This is a genomic window from Thalassospira mesophila (assembly GCF_002115755.1).
Lineage (GTDB): Bacteria > Pseudomonadota > Alphaproteobacteria > Rhodospirillales > Thalassospiraceae > Thalassospira > Thalassospira mesophila.
This window is the reverse complement of record NZ_JFKA01000001.1, coordinates 162,246-178,342: the sequence shown is the minus strand read 5'-3', so window position 1 is coordinate 178,342 and position 16,097 is coordinate 162,246. Positions and strand designations below refer to the sequence as shown.

Genomic DNA, 16,097 nt, shown 5'->3' with positions numbered 1-16,097 from the left:
TTCGATAATGTCATGGTCCGATTATCAGCTTCACACACCGGTAAGCGGCATGTTGTGGCGAGTTAATCAGGCTGCCCCACAGATGTCTCGCCGGTATCATCAACCAGAATAATATGCAGGCGACGGGGACCGTGTGCGCCAAGCTGCAAGGTCTGTTCAATATCACCAGTCCGCGACGGGCCCGTCACCCACAAAAACGTGCGCGGCATGGTGCCCCGGCCCTGGCTTTGCCGTTGCAAACTCCACACTTCTTCATACGTGCCAACAATCTGGCTGGCACGAACCACAACAATATGGGTATCGGGCAGCATGTTAAGCGTATAGGGCTGATCAGGGCTGGAGCGCAACATCAGGCTGCCGGTTTCCGCAACACCGGCAAAAGCCGGCGTCACACTCACCATATCAAGCGGCCCGGCCACACCAGAAGATGTTTCCAGCGTTGTTTTATTCCAGTCCAGCCCGGTAATCGTCGCATCGGGTGCCAGGCGCACCACCGCAGGCTGATTATGCTCGGCCAGATAGCGCGATACCTCACCAACAATGGCATCGCTATTTTCAACCCGGCGAACACTGGCATTCACATCTTCGGCCATTTTGACAAACAGGTTTAATTGCTGGTCATGAGGAATTTGCCCCCGTGCAGGCATAACATTGCGCGGCGGGTTGGCAAGCCGCGTTACAACCTCGGCCGGGGCATCCTGCGGGCCAGCTGCCCGGCCCAGATTTTTGCGAATACGGCCCAAAACGGCACTTCGCGACGAAGAAGGTGACAATGATGAAGGATCGGTCATTTTAACGCTCCGGGATCAGGCTTTTTTCGCGGCTTGCTGTTCCGCCCAAAGCTGTTTGAATGTTTTACCCTGCGGGGCGGGCAAATCGCGAATATCGGTCCAGCCACTGGCCAGCGGTAATTTGCGAATGGCACGTTTACTGCCGCCGATTAATTTTAAGGCCCTGGCGGCAATTCCGGTGGCAAATTGATACAGCTTTGGCTGGCTCGCCATCCACGCCCACGCCTGAATCCCGAACCGCATCGATTGCGGGCCCAGATGTTTTTCAAATTCGCGTTCGCGCCAATGCCGCATCATTTTCGGCAAGGGAATCCGCATCGGGCAGACTTCTTCGCATTTGCCACAAAAGGTCGAGGCATTGGGCAAATGGCCAGCCTCCTCCACCCCGATCAGCGACGGCGTTAAAACCGACCCCATCGGGCCGGGATAAACCCAGCCATAAGCATGGCCGCCCACCGCCCCGTAAACCGGGCAATGGTTCATGCACGCCGCACAGCGAATACAGCGCAACATGTCCTGAAATTCGGTGCCCAGCATGTTGGACCGGCCGTTATCGAGCAAGATCACATGATATTCTTCGGGACCATCAAGGTCTTCGGTCCGGCGCGGACCGGTCGAAAATGTGGTGTAGGATGACATTTCCTGCCCGGTGGCCGAGCGCGCCAAAACCCGCAAAATCGTCGAGGCATCCTCAAGCGTTGGCACCACCTTTTCCAGGCTGGCAATCGCGATATGCACTTTGGACAGGGTCTGGGTTAAATCGCCATTGCCTTCATTGGTAACAATGACCGATGTGCCGGTTTCAGCGATCAGGAAATTGGCACCGGTAATACCGACGTCGGCGGCAAAAAAATGCTCGCGCATTACCTCGCGGGCTTCATCAAGCAATTCGCGCGGTTCATCAAGCGGGCGGTTAATGTCACGCCCCTTGTGGGTCGCGCGAAAACTGTCTGCCACCTGTTCTTTATGAACATGAATGGCGGGGGCGATAATATGGCTGGGCGGTTCGTTGCGCAGTTGAATGATATATTCGCCAAGGTCGGTTTCAACGACCTTCAAATCCTGCTTTTCCAAAAAGGCATTCAGGCCGATTTCCTCGGAAATCATCGACTTGCCCTTCAGGACCGATTTGGCGTCCTTGTCCTGGCAAATTTTCAAAACCGTTTGCCGGGCTTCCTCGGCATCGGCACACCAGTGCACATGGCCGCCATTGGCAATAACATTGGCTTCAAATGCCGTTAAATAATGGTCGAGATTGGCCAAGGTGTGGTTTTTTATGTCACGCGCGGCGTCACGCAATTGCTCGAATTCCGGCAATTGGGCAATGGCGGCCGTGCGCTTGTCCTTGAACCCGGTTTTCAGGCGGCCAAGGGCACGCTGCAAACTGGCATCGTTTAGGGCATCATGGGCGTTTTGTTTGAATTTGGGGGATGTCGAATTTTCCATGACCTAGCCCTTTTCCGATCCGGCAATGCCCGGTGCTGCCATTGTCATATCGGCCAACACCTCGGCCACATGGCGTACTTCCATGTCAGACCCTTCCCGGCGCAGTTTACCGGCCATATTCATCAAACAGCCCATATCCCCCGCCAGCAGCATGTCAGCACCGCTGTTTTTAATATCGGTGGTTTTATCACCAACCATTTTGCCGGAAATTTCGGGGTATTTAACGCAAAAAGTCCCGCCAAAACCGCAGCAGGTTTCAGGTTCCTGTAATTCATTAATCGACAATCCCGTGACGGAGCGCAGCAATTTTCGCGGCTGTTCCTTGACCTTTAATTCGCGCAGGCCCGAACAGCTGTCATGATAGGTAATGCTGCCATCAAAGGCGGCGGCAACACCTTGCAGTTTCATCACATCGGTTAGAAACGATACCAGTTCCCAGGTTTTTGCCGCCAGCGCCTTTACCGGTTCAGCCATTTCGGGGTCGTTGGCAAACAGTTCGGGAAAATGTTTGATCATCATGCCCGCACAGGACCCGCTGGGAGCCACCACATAATCATGGTCGGCAAACATCGCGATCAGGGGCTTTGCCACCTTGCGCGCCGATGCCAGATCGCCAGCATTAAAGGCAGGCTGACCACAGCAAACCTGTTCCATCGGCACATCAACAACACAACCCGCTTCTTCAAGCAGCTTGACCGCCGAAAAACCGACCGTTGGGCGAAACATATCAACCAGACAGGTCACAAACAGGCCAACCCGTGGCTTTGGCGTGGGATCCGGTGTGGAGGACGGCGTAGACGTGGATGATGGCGCGAAAGACATCCTGGTTCCCTCTCTGATAGGCGCTGGCAAACATGACGATGCGGGGTCTGTCTGCTCTTTTGCCAAAAACATCTAACTGGTATTACCAATTTTAAAAACCACGGTCCAGCACTTGATGACACGCGATGGCGATAAGATAACCCGCGCAAATCTGCAAAAGCCTTGTTGGCCCGCCCGGCAAGGATGATATCAGCAGGATTATCGATGCGATTTTGCCGGTAAATCATTATTTAGATATAAATGATTATTCCTGATTTAGAGATAATCTTTAATTCATATCAACGCAGCCAATATTGTGGCTCGCAGGATGCAAAAGCGATTGGATAAAATCGCTGTGCGGGTCGGCATTTAATTTAAAATCCCGACGCATCGCCAAAAAATGCCCGTCGAGATAAAACCGGTCCAGGCTGGCCTGTAATTTTGCAACATCACCCGGCGGGCTATCCTTGCTCAACGCGACATAAAGATAACAAACCCGGTAACTTGCCAGCCGCCCAACGGCCCGGGCCTCGGCATCGCTGGTTAAAAACCCAAGCGAGGACGCCCCCATCGCCAAAACATCAATCCGGTCGGCCAGCAACATCGCCAACAGTTGGTCATCACGCTGAACCGCGACGATATTTTTAGCCCCGCGTGATCTTAAATAATCTTCCCGGGCCGAGCCCATGGCCACACCAATACGGGCAGATGCAAAAATATCGGCCAGCTGTCGTCCCGCCCAACCGGCATGTTTCATCCCGTATAAATTCCACACTGTCCGGCTTATCGGGCCAGCCCATTCAAGTTCGTTTTCACGATCCGCCGTGCGGGTGGTGGGGTAAACAACGTGCCGGGGGCCATACAGGGTTTCCTGATAGGCCCGCTTCCACGGTTGTTGAAGCTGTTCGATAAAGGGCAATTTCGCGTTTTTAAACAGCGATCGTACCAGTTCGTCAAAAAACAGCTGCTCCGGGCGGCCTTCTTCAGCATTTTGCGGGTAACTTTGATGCAAAATATAAGGTGTTCCCGCAGATACCGGCGGTGTTTGTGCACCTGCGCGGCACCCGACCCCGAATGACATTAGAACAAGACTAAAACTTGCCCATTTCGCCACACAGAAAAACCGCCCCTTTTTCTGACCCATCACCCCCGCCCCGAAACGATATTTGTTATTTTAACCAGACTGCATCTTTGATTTTTTCAGCAATATAAACTTGGTGCGCGGCAAGCTCGTCGGGTTTTGCAACATGCGGGCGTGGCGCGCGAAATGGCTTGGAGGTCTGCCCTGCCCGCACCGCCTGGTCTCTGTCCGCCTGCGCCTGCGCATTGGGATCAAGGATAAGCCCGTGCTGGCGCCCACCCAGCAATTCCAGATAAACCAGTGCCAACAAATCGGAGTCAAGCAACGCCCCGTGCAAGGTACGATTGGAATTATCGATTTTAAAACGGCGGCACAGCGCATCCAGACTAACCGGGGATCCGGGAAATTTTTTGCGCGCCATTTGCACCGTATCAATCGCCCGGTCTTTGGCAATCAACGGTTTGTTCAACCAACCCAGTTCGGCGTTCAAAAACTTCATATCGAACGCAGCGTTATGAATGATCAGCTTTGAATCATCGCCGATAAATTTAATAAAATCATCGACCACTTCGGCAAAAACCGGTTGCTTTGCCAAAAATTCATCGCCCAATCCGTGCACATCAAAGGCTTCTTTGGGCATGGAGCGCTGCGGATTGATATATTGATGATAATGCTCGCCCGTCGGCATGTGATTGATCAGTTCAATACAGCCAATTTCAACCAGCCGGTGATCGGAATAGGGGTCAAGGCCGGTGGTTTCGGTATCAAGAACGATTTCGCGCATTTTTGGTCCGTTTATTCCGATTGTTCAAGTGCCCGATAATGGACTGAATGGATCTAAATGTCACCGCACGACCCAGCCCGGTGGGAATAATAAAATCCGCCCGGCGGCGTTTTTGGGGGTCAGGCAACTGTTTTTGCAAAATCCCGGCAAATTTCCGCTCGCTCATCCCACCCCGGCGTAACACGCGCTGGCGCTGAATAAAGCCCGGTGCCGACACCACCGCAACATAATAGCATTGTTTATCACCACCGGTTTCAAACAATAATGGCACATCAAGCACCACCACCGCATATCCCGCCCGCCGACAATTGCGAATAAAGGCATCGCGTTTCGCCCTTATCAGCGGGTGCAAAATACCTTCCAGCTGTGCCAGCGCATCGGCATTACCAAAAACATGCCCGCCCAATATTTGCCGGTCAATTTTACCATCAACAATCACGTCGGGAAACAGGATGGCAATATCGCTAAACGCCGCCCCGCCCGGTGCCATCAAATCATGGGCATTGGCGTCGGCATCATAAACTGGCACGCCAAGATAACGAAACATGCCCGCCGCCGTCGATTTTCCCATACCGATAGACCCGGTAAGACCAAGAATATCCATTTTGAAAACAGCCTTTATTCTTAAACCGGCGAAAGAACGAATTCACGCAACTCTGATGTGACAACAGGGTCAACGCCAAACCAGCGGTGAAACCCCGGCCGGGCCTGATGAAGCAACATGCCCAAACCATCAACCACCTTGTTGCCCCGGGCCTCGGCCCCTAGTAGCAAGTTGGTTTTAAGCGGCGCATAGACAATATCGGTCACAATCGCGCTTTGGGCCAAGCCGCCCAGGTCAATTTCCAGTGCCGGTTGCCCGACCATGCCCAAACTGGTGGTATTGACCAGCAAGGCGGCATCACAAAGGCTTGTTTTGGCAATTGGCCAATCCACTACCGTAATCCGGTCATCGCCAATTTCGCGGGCAAGTTCATGGGCGCGGCTGGCGGTGCGGTTGGTCAGGCGAATTTGCGGGCAATTTTCATCCAGCAGCGACACAATCACCGCCCGCGATGCCCCGCCTGCCCCTAAAACAACGGCCGGGCCGGATGAAAAATCTATATCGGGCACATATTGGCGCAAATTTTCGATAAATCCGAAACCGTCAGTATTATCGCCCTGTATTTTACCATCGGGCGAAAATGTAACGGTATTTACCGCACCAATGCGTTTGGCCCGATCAGTCAATTCATCGCAAACGGCGAAAACAGCCTGTTTATAGGGAATGGTCACGTTAACCCCGGCAAAGCCCAGATCACGCAACGATTTCACCGAAGCTGCAAAATTTTCCGGCAAAACGGGCAAGGGCATATATGTGCCATCCACCCCGTATTGTGCCAGCCAATAACCCTGCAAACGCGGTGATTTGGAATGGGAAACAGGCCAACCCATAACACCGGCCAATCGCGATGTGCCAGATAATGTGTGAATAGTGACCGGGGTGCTCATAAATGGTTTTCCACTGCTTTGGGCAAATTCAGGCAATCAGACATCTCAAACTACGCTTTCAATATGCCATGATCGCGCAAAAACCCGATCAGGGGCAAAAGCGGCATGCCCAGAACGGTGAAATAATCACCTTTGACCTCGGTAAAAAGCTGGGCGCCCAACCCTTCAAGCTGATAACCACCAACGCAGTGAAAAATGTCTTCGCCTGCCTGGTCCAGATACCATTCCAGCCATTCATCGGTAAAATTGCGCATGGTTAAATGGGCAGTGTCGATTTTGCCCCAAATGCGCGAACCTTCCTTATAAACCACCGCCGCCGATACCAATTGATGGCGCTTGCCGCGCAAGGCGCGCAATTGTGCCCGTGTCTGATCACGGTCCATTGGCTTGTCAAACCATACACCATTGCATTCCAGCATCTGATCGGCAGCAATCACGATCGCTTCGGGCCGCTGGCGGTACATGCGCAAGGCTTTCATTTCCGCCAGGGTTTCAGCGGCTTCCATTGCCGATGCGCCTTCGGCTTTCATCGCCTGCTTATATCCGTCTTCATCAATCATCGAGGCAACGGCTTCGCAATCGACACCGGCATTATGCAGCATTTGCTGCCGGGCCTTGCTGCTGGATGCCAAAATAAGACGGTTCATTCATTTTCCTCCCGGCGATCATTCAGGATCGCCATAATCATCGCTGCTGTTTCTTCGATCGAGCGGCGGGTAACGTTGATAATTTTCCAGTTGCGCTCGGTAAAATAACGCCGCGCCTGAAAAACCTCGGCCCGAACAGCAACCGGGTCAACATAATCGCCGCCTTCACCCCGTTCAATCTGGCGCAAACGGTTTTTGCGGATCGATACCAGCTGGTCCACATCCTTGATTAAGCCAATCACCAGCGGTTTTTTAAGCTGGTCCAGCTCCGGTGGCACCGGGCAACCTGGCACAAACGGAATATTTGCCGTTTTGATCCCGCGATTGGCCAGATAAACCGATGTTGGTGTTTTTGAGGTGCGCGATACACCAACAATTACCACATCGGCATCTTCCAAATCCCAGGTCGCCTGCCCGTCATCATGGCTAAGGGCGTAATCAATCGCTTCGATACGATTGAAATAATCCTCGTCCATTTTATGAAGCGCGCCAATGCGCCCGCGCGACTGCTGCCCCAGATAACCGGCCATCATGGTGATGGTGGTATCAAGCACATGACTGTGCGGCACCTGAATGCGGCGACAGCCTTCTTCCAGCTTGCGGCGAATTTCACTGTTAAAAACCGTATAAAGAACAATGCCCGGATGGCGTTCAATATCGGCAAGCACCCGGGCCAGTTGGGCATCGGTCCGAATCAGCGGCCACACATGTTCGTGGGCCTGAACATCGGGAAACTGGGCTACACAGGCCCTTGCAACCCCGTCGACAGTTTCGCCGGTGGAATCAGAAACAAGGTGCAGATGAAAAATGCTGGTTTGGTCGCTCATATCTGCTCCATCGGGATTGTCGGGATTGCCTGTTTTTTACGCACTTAAAAATCACTTTTTCCAGAATCGGAGTCGCGCCTGTGGATAAATGTGCATAACGGGTACGACTCGGGCAAAATTCATCAGACGAATTTTATCCGCAACCCTTTACAATTTTCCTCAAACCACTTGTCCCGCTCTGGATAACCGGAAAATTTTTTACCTGATAGCAGGGATAACGGGCACAAAACCAGTTTAATCCCCATTATCCCCATTATTCAAAATCGTCTTTTCCCAAGGCAGGGCCTGAGAGTCGTTCGGAGTCGTCCCCAGTTTTCCCCAAGATCGATTGCGGCGGATCAAATTATCCGAGTCGGAATGTGGATAAGATGTGCACCAAATTTAATCCCGGTTATCCACAGGCATCCACTAACAAACAACATCCTTTTTTATTTAAAATGGTTTTGCTAGAGAGACGGTGGAAAAAACGAATGGATAGGCCACGACCCGTCTTGGGCACCGTGGACCGGGGACCGAAAAACAGGAACTGGACAGACATATGCCGAACCAAAAAAAACTGTTTCTGCGGGCGTTAGCCGGTGAAACCCTGCCAACACCGCCGATCTGGCTGATGCGTCAGGCAGGCCGCTATTTACCCGAATATCGTGCCACCCGCGGTGAAGCAGGTTCGTTCCTCGATCTTTGTTACAATCCCGATCTGGCCTGCGAAGTAACTTTGCAGCCGTTACGGCGATACGATTTTGATGCCGCCATTCTGTTTTCCGACATCCTGGTCATTCCACAGGCGCTAGGGCAGCATCTGGCCTTCAAACAGGGTGAAGGCCCCCAACTGGACCCCATTCGCGACCAGGCTGGCCTTACACGCCTGAATATCGATGGTATTCACGATGTGTTAGGCCCCATTTACGAAACAGTTGCCAAACTGTCGTCCGCCATTCCCGAACATACCACACTTATCGGCTTTGCCGGTGCCCCCTGGACGGTTGCGACTTACATGGTTGAAGGCAAAGGCAGCAAGGATTTTGCCAATATTCGCCGGTTCGCCTATGGCGATCCCGACGGGTTTGCAAAACTGATCGACATTCTGGTTGAAGCAACCACGCAATATTTGCTGGCCCAGATCAAGGCCGGGGCAGAAGTCATCCAGTTGTTTGAAACCTGGGGCGGGGTATTGTCCGAAAACGGTTTTCATCGCTGGGTGATCGAACCAACCTGTAAAATCGTTCAAAACATCAAGGCTGAATACCCCGATATGCCGATCATTGGCTTTCCAAGGGGAGCCGGTTTGCATTTACTGGATTTTAAAAATCTGACCGGTGTTGATGCGGTGGGGCTTGATAGTGGCGTTCCGCTTAAATGGGTGGCGGAAAATCTGCAAAAACTGGGCCCGGTTCAGGGCAACCTTGATCCGATGTATCTGATTACCGGAGGGGATGAAATGCTGGCCGAGACGCGCCGGATTTTAACCACCCTGGGCAATGGTCCGTTCATTTTCAATCTTGGTCACGGCATTACGCCGGAAACACCGCCTGAAAATGTTGGAAAGCTGGTGGATTTTATTCGCAACGGCGGATGATTTCTTTAATCGATGAAATCCATTGGAAAAATCAATTCGTAATGAAGGCTAACTTCATTGCTTTTGGGGATGGTTCCCGTCATCCTTCGCCCCGGGAACGGGACGGATTTTGTGATTTACGGCTTACACGTGTTTTCCGGTTTTCTGGAACGCCAGAAGGATTTTTCGATGTCCGATCAAGTTCAAAAAAAACGTGCGATCATTTTATTCAACCTTGGTGGTCCCGACAGTCCCGAAGCTGTAAAACCGTTTTTATTCAATTTGTTCAATGACCCGGCGATTATCAGCCTGCCCAATCCGTTTCGTTATTTGTTAGCAAAGCTGATTTCATCGCGCCGGGCCCCGGTTGCCCAGGAAATTTATGCTCATCTTGGTGGCAAGTCTCCCTTGCTGGAACTGACCCAGGATCAGGCCAATGCCCTGCAAACCAGCCTGAATGACAGCGATAACGGCTTTGAAAACCGGTGTTTCATTGCCATGCGCTATTGGAAACCGTTTGCAAACGAAACTGCAAAACAGGTTAAGGCGTGGGGTGCGGATGAAATGATTTTGCTGCCGCTTTATCCGCAATTTTCCACCACCACCAGCGGGTCATCGGTCAAGGACTGGAAAGAAGTCTGTCGGGATATCGATCTGAGCATTCCGATGAAAACAGCCTGTTGCTACCCCACCAATCCCGGCTTTATCGACGCAACGGCCGATATGGTGAAGGAAGGGTATCAACGCGCCCTGGACCAGAATAAAGGCGCCCCGCGCCTGTTGTTTTCGGCCCATGGTGTGCCAAAGGCGGTGATTACCAGGCGCAACGATCCCTATCAGTCTCAAATTGAAAAATCAGCTCAGGCCGTGGTCGATAAAATGGCCATTCCCGGTTTGGACTGGCTGGTCTGTTACCAAAGCCGGGTCGGACCAATGGAATGGATAGGACCCTCCACCGAGGAAGAAATTAAACGGGCTGGCAAGGATGCTGTGCCGTTGGTGATTGTACCGATTGCCTTTGTCACCGAACATTCCGAAACCCTGGTCGAGCTGGATATCGAATATCGCGAAATTGCCGATCATTTGAAAATTCCGGTCTATGAACGGGTGCGCACCGTGTGTTCACATTCAAAATTCATTGCCGGTCTCGCAAATGTGATTGAAGAAACGCAGTCTGCCCTCGACCAGAACGGTGTTGATACCGATAGTGGCCAAACCCGTGGCTGGTGGTGTCCCGATGATCATGTTTGTGCAACGGCCAAACAACCGGGTTAGCCGTATTAATCAGTCTGCTTTTAAAAAATCACAACCGAGAGATCGATGGATTTATATAGCATTGTCAAATCCCTGCACGTGATCAGCGTTATCGCCTGGATGGCGGGTATGCTGTATCTGCCCCGGCTTTACGTTTATCATTGCGATGTGACCCCTGGTTCGGAAGCCGACGAGAAATTCAAAATCATGGAACGGCGTTTGCTGCGCGCCATCATGAACCCGGCGATGATCGCGACCTGGATTTTCGGCGGCTACCTGATCAGTGTGACCGGAGCCATGACCGAAGGCTGGTTTCACGTGAAACTTCTTTGCGTGGTGCTTATGACCATCGCTCATATGATGCTGTCAAAATATCGTCGGGCTTTTGCCGCTGGCACCAATACCAAATCGGCAAAGTTTTATCGTATCCTCAACGAAGTGCCTACCATCCTTATGATCATTATTGTCTTTATGGTGATTGCAAAGCCGTTTTGATATTGAAACTCAGCTTTTGATATTGTCTGACATATAAAAACCCCGCCAATGAATGGCGGGGTTTTTGCATTTTGGTATATTTTTCTGATTTTAAAGTCAGATAATCGCGATTGATCAGGCGTTTCCGGCCGGGGTGCTGTCGGCAGCCTGGGCATATTTTTTGCGAAACAGGTCGGCAAAATCAATCGGATGCATCATCAGCGGCGGGAAGCCACCATCTGCCGTCAGATCGGCAACAATCTTGCGAGCATAGGGGAACAGCAAGCGCGGTACTTCGATCAGCAGGACCGGCAAACGATGTTCTTCAGGAACATTCAGCGTGACAACGGCACCATATTGCAGATCAATCACGAAAGCAGCCTTGTCGGCAATCTCGGCTTTGACGTCGATTTTCAAAACAACTTCGTGCAAACGCTGGTCTTCGGTGGTGCGGGCCTGAACATCAACATCAATGTTGATTTTGGGCTGCTGTTGCAGGGCAACACTTTCCGGCGCGTTCGGATTTTCGAACGACAAATCCTTGATATACTGGGCATGAATGGTGATCGGATTGCCAGCCTGCTGCGGTGCTGCATCCGTGCCTTCTGCACCGGTGGTATTTTCAGCCATTAGAAGATAACTCCCTAAGATCTTGGAATTTGGTCAGGAAAAAGCCGTTCAGTCCGGATTAAACCAGCGGCCAATGGCCGGGAAATTTCCCGATCAGGCACACTGTCATGGTGACTAAAGGCGGCTTTTTTCTGACACCGTAAGGTTCGGTTCCCGGGTTTTGGTGCCCCGAAAATAACGCCTGATGGCCTAGCATGGATGGAACAGACGGGCAAGATCAAGGCAAGCCGCAAGGCGGTTTTTAAGCCAGATTCGCAAGCAACGATGATTTGCCTGATATTGATATGCCATCAGGATGTTTTTAATCTGGCTGGCTTTGACAATTTTGCACAAAAAAGCCGGGCGACATGCCCCCGGCTTTTGATATTGCAGATCGAACAGTTTTTGGGCGATCTTGCCTGGCTAGCGCGGAGGCAGGTTCCGATCATTGTCGTTATCCTGATCAGGGCGTTCATCCATACTGCCTTTTTGCTGATCGAGATCTTCATAGTCGCCATCAATCACAGGGCCGCCGCGTGGGCCGCGGGATGCGCCTGTATTTCTGCTGCTATTACCAGCCCCGCCAAACGGGTCGTTTTGGCGGGCAGAACCTGCGCCAAACGACATTCGCATTTTTCCCGATTTCATCATTTTCAGGATCAATCCGGCGCCAACCGCGCGGCGCAAAGGCGGGAACAGCAATAAAAAGCCCATGGTGTCGGTGACAAAACCGGGGGTCAGCAACAAAACCCCGGCAATTAAAATGCAAACCCCGTCAAACATCGGCCCGATCGGCATTTCGCCCTGATCAAGCTCTTGTTGGGCACGGGCCAGCGTTTTCAATCCCTGGGATCGCATCAGCGATGTGCCCAGAATTGCGGTTAAAACAACAATTGCGATGGTCGGCCATAAACCGATCAATTCGCCGGCCTGAATAAAAACGGCGATTTCGACGATCGGCATCACGACAAAAATGCCAAAAAGAATAAAGCCCATAATTGCTCCGTCTGGCGCTGGCTATTTGGAAATAAACAGAATTGGCTTAAAGGCAAAATTCTGCGTTAAATGGTAACAGGTTCTAACCTAAGCTGGTGCGATACTGACATAACTGGACGAAAATACGGCAGCGTGCCAGCAATGCCGCCCGGTTTTAGCATGTTTGACGGCGTCTTGGTGAAGTTGATCACATTTTTCTGAGTTCGATAGTTGCCCTTGCATTCAGATAAGGTCATACCATTTCACGAACACAGGCTGTATGATGGCGGTTGCCGTCCGTCGACACCCCCAAAACAAGAGTCCGGAATTGCAATATTTTGATATTATTCTTTTTGCGCTGATCGCCATCTTTCTGATTTTGCGCCTGCGTAGTGTGCTGGGCCGCAAAACCGGCAATGAAAAACAGGGACCAACCGACGTTTTCGGGCGTCGGACCCATGAAGATGCCGCCGGTCCTGGTCAGAAAGAAGGGGCTGGTTCAACTGGCGATGAAAATGTTTATCGCCTGCCCGATTCCAGCCGAAAAAATGAAACTGCAAATCCGGTTTCCAGCCCGGCCTTAACGCAGATCCAGCTTGCCGACCAATCTTTCACCCAGCAGGACTTCCTGAACGGGGCGCGCATGGCGTTTGAAATGATTGTTGAAAGCTTTGCCAAGGGCGACAAGGACACGCTGAAATCCTTGCTGTCGCCCGAGGTTTATAAAAACTTCGCCACAGCAATTGATGACCGTGCCACCAGTGACGAGCATGAAGAAACCACTCTGGTTGGTATTAAATCTGCCGTGATCCATGAGGCCACTGTTGAAGGCCGCACGGCTTACATCACGATCAAATTTGTCTCCGAGGAAGTTTCGATTGTGCGCAACAAGGCGGGCGATGTGATTTCGGGTGATCCCAATAATGTGATCGAGGTCGAGGATTTGTGGACATTTGCCCGCAATATGGAAAGTTCCGATCCGAACTGGCAGCTTGTCGCCACTGAAACACCGGCTGACGAAAGCTGATAGCAGCTTTTTTGCGGATTTAAGATGATAAAAAGGCGGCTTCCCGACAGGTGAAGCCGCCTTTTTGTTTATAAGCTGCCATTTTTATCAATGCGCGGGTGCCGTGCTTTTGGTTTTTTAACCGTTTGAGCTGACACTGTGAGAATCTGAATTTTGGTCCCGATTTGTTTCATGGCGGCTTTTTTGAATAAAAAACGATCCCCCCTGTTGTTTGGTGCGTTTCTGGGTTTTATCGCAATCATCCTTGCAGGCAGTGCCGTCTGGTTTTTTTGGCCCCAAATTGCCGATTATATTACCCCGCTGGAAAAACCGGACCATCTGACCCTGTCCCCGGCCCGTTTTAGCGACCTTGACGGCTGGCAAAGCGATAATATGCAGCCAGCCCTGGTCGCGTTCCAGCGCTCTTGTGTGCGGATCTTAAAGCGGGCAGACGACAAGGATATCGGGCCGGACCCGCGCGTGGGGACGGTTGCCCAATGGCGGCCTGCGTGCGAAACGGCACTGGCGATTAATGCGCAAACCGTGCGCAGCGAAGATTTACGTGTGTTTTTTCAAACTGCATTTCTGCCGTGGCGTGCCGGGAACAATAACGACCCGGTCGGCCTGTTTACCGGCTATTACGAACCCGAATTACGCGGCAGCCTCACCCGCCATGACCGGTTTCAAATTCCGCTTTATCTTAAACCCGATGATATGGTCGATATTGACCTTGGCGCTTTTCGCGCGGCGTTAAAGGGCCAAACCGTGGTCGGGCGTGTGACGGGCAAAAAAGTGGTCCCCTATTATGACCGGACCGAGATTGAAGCCGGTGCCCTGGCGAACCGTGACCTTGAACTGGTGTGGGTCGATAACGCAGTGGATGCGTTTTTCCTGCAAATTCAGGGGTCCGGCCGGGTTGTTCTTGAGGATGGCAGCATCCTAAAGGTGGGATATTCCGGCACCAACGGCCAAGCCTATTTTGCCATTGGTCGGGAATTGATCAAACGCGGCGCGTTAACGCCGAAAACGGTCTCGCTGCAAACCATTCGCCAATGGTTGCAAGATCACCCCGATCAGGCTGATGCGGTCATGAACCTTAATGCGTCCTATGTGTTTTTTCGCCAGTTACCCGGCGACCCTGATGCCGGGCCGATTGGCGCGCAGGGCGTGCCGCTTGAAACCGAACGCTCCTTGGCGGTTGACCGGCGTTTTCATGCCATGGGGGTACCGATCTGGCTGGAAACCCGTGATGCGATGAATGTAGATCGCAAGTTTCATCAGCTTATGATCGCGCAAGATACCGGGGGGGCTATTCGCGGGCCGGTGCGCGGTGATATCTTTTTTGGTCCCGGTGAAAAAGCCGCCCTTCACGCCGGGCATATGAACCGCCAGGGCCAAACCTACCTTTTGCTGCCCCGCAGCATTTCGATTGATCAAACCTCGACAAACCGGCAGGATCAAACAGGGGAGACTTCATCAAAATAGCAGGCAGGGACCAATGTGATGATACGTCATATTGTTTTGGTACAGGTGCCTTATCACGCCGATCCGGCTGAAACCGAGGCCGTTTTTTTCGGTATGAAAGAAATGGCGGCCACCATCGAAGGTATGCTGGGCTTCGTCGGGGGGCGTAATCTTGACCGCGATGGTTTGCATCAGGGCTTTACCCACGCCTTCACCATTGATTTTATCAACAGTGCCGCCCGCGATGATTACATCATCGGCCTGGATGAAAAACAGATCGGTCAGCGCCTGGTCAAACTGGCCCAGGGCGGGCTCGGCGGTATTTTGGTGATGAATACCGAAATCGATGAGGTCTCTTTATCCGGCCCCGAACGACCGCGCAAGCTTCAGGCCAGTTGGGGCTAAATAGTAGATAATTTATAAACAAGTATAATTAAAAGTATCTATTATTAAATTATGTCAGGTTATGCAGGCGTTTAGGGATCAATTAAACGTCTGGTGTTCATTCCCGATTATGCATAGCCACCCCGATCTCGCGCAACATCCGCAATGGTACGCGCAGGGACTGGCCCAGTTCGGTCAGGCTATATTCAACCTTGGGCGGGATCTCGGGGTAAATATGGCGGTTGATCAAGCCGTCGCGTTCCAGTTCGCGCAGTTGCTGGGCCAGCATTTTTTGCGAAATACCGGTAATATTGCGTTCCAGTTCCGAATAGCGGCAGGTCTGACAGGCTAATAATGAAAACAGAATTTCCACTTTCCAGCGCCCAGACAGGGCCGAAAGCGCATCTGAAACCCGGGCGGCTGATCCACCGGGGCTAAAACACGCGGCCTTACTTTCTGGTAAGTTACTGTGAATATTGTGCGTTCTTCCCAATTTTTATCAATCCTT

18 protein-coding genes are annotated in these 16,097 nt (G+C 52.0%); 6 read left to right on the top strand and 12 right to left on the bottom strand.

What is annotated here, in order from left to right:
* Window positions 1–62: 62 nt before the first annotated feature.
* From TMES_RS00830 to TMES_RS00790, 9 genes are all read right to left on the bottom strand, one after another.
* Window positions 63–791 (bottom strand): LutC/YkgG family protein, encoded by a 729-nt coding sequence (locus tag TMES_RS00830; RefSeq protein ID WP_085578519.1) that lies wholly within the window; start codon window positions 789–791, stop codon window positions 63–65.
* Window positions 792–806: 15 nt separating this feature from the next.
* A complete protein-coding gene (locus TMES_RS00825; RefSeq protein WP_085578517.1) occupies window positions 807–2,237 on the bottom strand; it encodes a LutB/LldF family L-lactate oxidation iron-sulfur protein in 1,431 nt (476 codons plus the stop codon).
* A gap of 3 nt (window positions 2,238–2,240) precedes the next feature.
* Window positions 2,241–3,059: a (Fe-S)-binding protein gene (locus TMES_RS00820; protein WP_085578515.1), complete on the bottom strand. Its 819-nt coding sequence runs from the start codon at window positions 3,057–3,059 to the stop codon at window positions 2,241–2,243.
* 268 nt (window positions 3,060–3,327) lie between these two features.
* Window positions 3,328–4,182, bottom strand: a complete 855-nt coding sequence (locus TMES_RS00815) for a substrate-binding periplasmic protein (protein WP_085578513.1) — start codon at window positions 4,180–4,182, stop codon at window positions 3,328–3,330.
* A gap of 25 nt (window positions 4,183–4,207) precedes the next feature.
* Entirely contained in the window at window positions 4,208–4,903 is a 696-nt protein-coding gene (gene dnaQ, locus TMES_RS00810) for a DNA polymerase III subunit epsilon (protein ID WP_085578511.1), read from the bottom strand.
* Window positions 4,884–5,507, bottom strand: a complete 624-nt coding sequence (coaE, locus tag TMES_RS00805; RefSeq protein WP_085578510.1) for a dephospho-CoA kinase — start codon at window positions 5,505–5,507, stop codon at window positions 4,884–4,886. The genes dnaQ and coaE overlap by 20 nt, the downstream gene beginning before the upstream one ends.
* A gap of 20 nt (window positions 5,508–5,527) precedes the next feature.
* The gene (locus TMES_RS00800) at window positions 5,528–6,394 is read right to left on the bottom strand and encodes a shikimate dehydrogenase (RefSeq protein WP_085578508.1); all 867 of its coding nucleotides are present in this window, start codon (window positions 6,392–6,394) and stop codon (window positions 5,528–5,530) included.
* Between the two features lie 50 nt (window positions 6,395–6,444).
* A complete protein-coding gene (locus TMES_RS00795; RefSeq protein ID WP_085578506.1) occupies window positions 6,445–7,041 on the bottom strand; it encodes a Maf family protein in 597 nt (198 codons plus the stop codon).
* Window positions 7,038–7,868 carry a pyruvate, water dikinase regulatory protein gene (locus tag TMES_RS00790; RefSeq protein WP_085578505.1) on the bottom strand — a complete coding sequence of 277 codons (831 nt, stop codon included), beginning with the start codon at window positions 7,866–7,868 and terminating at the stop codon, window positions 7,038–7,040. Before TMES_RS00790 ends, TMES_RS00795 begins: the two co-directional genes overlap by 4 nt.
* Window positions 7,869–8,406: 538 nt before the next feature.
* Between TMES_RS00790 and hemE the strand changes: the two genes are divergently transcribed.
* From hemE to hemJ, 3 genes are all read left to right on the top strand, one after another.
* Window positions 8,407–9,444 carry a uroporphyrinogen decarboxylase gene (gene hemE, locus TMES_RS00785; protein ID WP_085578503.1) on the top strand — a complete coding sequence of 346 codons (1,038 nt, stop codon included), beginning with the start codon at window positions 8,407–8,409 and terminating at the stop codon, window positions 9,442–9,444.
* A gap of 168 nt (window positions 9,445–9,612) precedes the next feature.
* Window positions 9,613–10,698: a ferrochelatase gene (gene hemH / locus TMES_RS00780; protein ID WP_085579744.1), complete on the top strand. Its 1,086-nt coding sequence runs from the start codon at window positions 9,613–9,615 to the stop codon at window positions 10,696–10,698.
* 45 nt (window positions 10,699–10,743) lie between these two features.
* Window positions 10,744–11,172 carry a protoporphyrinogen oxidase HemJ gene (gene hemJ, locus TMES_RS00775; RefSeq protein WP_085578501.1) on the top strand — a complete coding sequence of 143 codons (429 nt, stop codon included), beginning with the start codon at window positions 10,744–10,746 and terminating at the stop codon, window positions 11,170–11,172.
* A gap of 114 nt (window positions 11,173–11,286) precedes the next feature.
* Here hemJ and secB read toward each other — a convergent pair whose 3' ends face one another.
* On the bottom strand, window positions 11,287–11,781 hold the full coding sequence (secB, locus tag TMES_RS00770) for a protein-export chaperone SecB (protein WP_085578499.1): 495 nt from the start codon (window positions 11,779–11,781) through the stop codon (window positions 11,287–11,289).
* 402 nt (window positions 11,782–12,183) lie between these two features.
* On the bottom strand, window positions 12,184–12,756 hold the full coding sequence (locus tag TMES_RS00765) for an FxsA family protein (protein ID WP_085578497.1): 573 nt from the start codon (window positions 12,754–12,756) through the stop codon (window positions 12,184–12,186).
* Between the two features lie 307 nt (window positions 12,757–13,063).
* Between TMES_RS00765 and TMES_RS00760 the strand changes: the two genes are divergently transcribed.
* The 3 genes from TMES_RS00760 (at window position 13,064) to TMES_RS00750 (ending at window position 15,610) form a co-directional block, all read left to right on the top strand.
* Window positions 13,064–13,762, top strand: coding sequence for a Tim44/TimA family putative adaptor protein (locus TMES_RS00760; RefSeq protein ID WP_143589495.1), 699 nt, complete (start codon window positions 13,064–13,066; stop codon window positions 13,760–13,762).
* A 183-nt stretch (window positions 13,763–13,945) separates the two neighbouring features.
* Window positions 13,946–15,226, top strand: a complete 1,281-nt coding sequence (mltA, locus tag TMES_RS00755; protein ID WP_245835149.1) for a murein transglycosylase A — start codon at window positions 13,946–13,948, stop codon at window positions 15,224–15,226.
* 18 nt (window positions 15,227–15,244) lie between these two features.
* Window positions 15,245–15,610, top strand: a complete 366-nt coding sequence (locus tag TMES_RS00750; protein WP_085578491.1) for a Dabb family protein — start codon at window positions 15,245–15,247, stop codon at window positions 15,608–15,610.
* A gap of 97 nt (window positions 15,611–15,707) precedes the next feature.
* On the opposite strand, the gene TMES_RS00745 is transcribed toward TMES_RS00750, so the two are convergent.
* Complete coding sequence (locus TMES_RS00745) at window positions 15,708–16,082, bottom strand: winged helix-turn-helix transcriptional regulator (RefSeq protein ID WP_085578489.1); 375 nt, start codon at window positions 16,080–16,082, stop codon at window positions 15,708–15,710.
* Window positions 16,083–16,097 lie beyond the last annotated feature (15 nt).